This window comes from Nonomuraea terrae, from assembly GCF_004348995.1.
GTDB lineage: Bacteria > Actinomycetota > Actinomycetes > Streptosporangiales > Streptosporangiaceae > Nonomuraea > Nonomuraea terrae.
The window spans coordinates 1-1,539 of the sequence record NZ_SMKQ01000433.1; the positions used below are offsets into that span (position 1 = coordinate 1).

A 1,539-nucleotide genomic window follows, 5' to 3' on the forward strand; every position below is an offset into this window, starting at 1 on the left:
TATAAGAGACAGCCCCCGCCCGGGGCGCCAAAGAGGGCGCGGGCCCGTTCAAGAAGCTGGTGATCCGCGGCGTCAACGTGATCGTCGGCACCGGCGGCAAGGTCGTCGGCCCGGTCGACATCGTCGTCAAGCGCAACCGCATCGCCGAGATCATCCCCATCGACCCGAACGCCCCCAAGAAGCGCCACCCGCGCGACGCCGACCACGAGATCGACGCCACCGGCATGTGGGTGATGCCGGGCCTGGTCGACGAACACGTCCACACCGGAACCGGCAACACCCCGCGCACCTACGCCTACAAGTTATGGCTGGCCCACGGCGTCACCACGGTCCGCGGCGTGACCCTGGCGGCGAACGCCGACGCCGTTCGCGACCGGGAGGCCAGCGAGCGCAACGAGATCGTCGCCCCGCGCATCGTGAACTACCAGACCCCCGGCAACGGCTGGGAGGACGGCCAGGTCGACTCCCCGGACAAGGCCGCCGCCTGGGTCGCCTGGGCGGCCGCGAACGGCGTGGACGGCATCAAGTTCTTCGGCGACCGCGTGTACGGCCGGGCGGAGATCGAGGTCATGATCGCCGAGGCCGGCAAGCGCGGCCTGGGCACCACGATGCACCACTCGCCGCCCATCTACCCGCAGCTCAACGCCGTCGAGTCGGGCCGGCTCGGCCTCGGCACGGTCACCCACTTCTACGGCCACTTCGAATCGTTGCTCAAAGAGGGCCGCGAACACCCCAAGCCGCCGGGCTACGACTACCGCAACGAAGCCGCCCGCTGGCGCGGGGTGGCCACGGTGATCGAGTACACGCACCAGCCGGGGTCGCCGCAGTGGAAGGCGTACCTGGAGGAGCAACTGTCGAACAACGTCACGTTCGGCCCGACCTTCGGCGTCTACCTGGCCGGACGCGACCTCCACCGGGTACGCGGCCTGGAGTGGCACCCGCGCTTCGCCCTGCCGTCCATCTGGGACTTCTGGGAGCCGAGCCCGCAGGCGCACGGCTCGTTCTACTACGACTGGACGAGCGAGGACGAGGCCAGCTGGAAGCGCTTCTACCAGCAGTACCTCCAGCTCATCCACGACTACAAGGAGCTGGGCGGGCGCATCGCGGGCGGCACCGACCCGGGCTTCATCTACAACCTCTACGGCTTCGCCAACATCACCGAGCTGGAGATGCTCAGGGAGGCGGGGCTGAGCGCGCTGGAAGCCATCGAGGCCATGTCCGGAAATGTCGCCCAGACCATCGCGGACCCGCGCGGCGGCAAACCCGACTACGGCACCGTCGAGGTCGGCAAGTCCGCCGACCTCGCCATAGTCCCCTACAACCCGCTGGAAGACCTCAAAACCCTCTACGGCACGGGAACCGCCCGCCTGGACGCCGAATCCGGCGACATCAAACGCATCGGCGGCGTCCAGTGGACGATCCGCAACGGCGTCGTCTACGACGCCAAGAAGCTCCTCGCCGACGTGGCGGACATGGTGAAGGCCCAGAAGGAAGCGGGCGCCTGCCGCGACATCGACCCGGACTGGAGCACGTACGGCC

The 1,539-nt window shown here is 68.7% G+C and carries 1 protein-coding gene; it reads left to right on the plus strand.

Translation table 11 applies throughout. From position 1 onward, the window contains the following. Positions 1–59 precede the first annotated feature (59 nt). The coding region (locus E1286_RS47175; protein ID WP_132623934.1) for an amidohydrolase family protein at positions 60–1,539 on the plus strand (1,480 nt) is incomplete at its 3' end.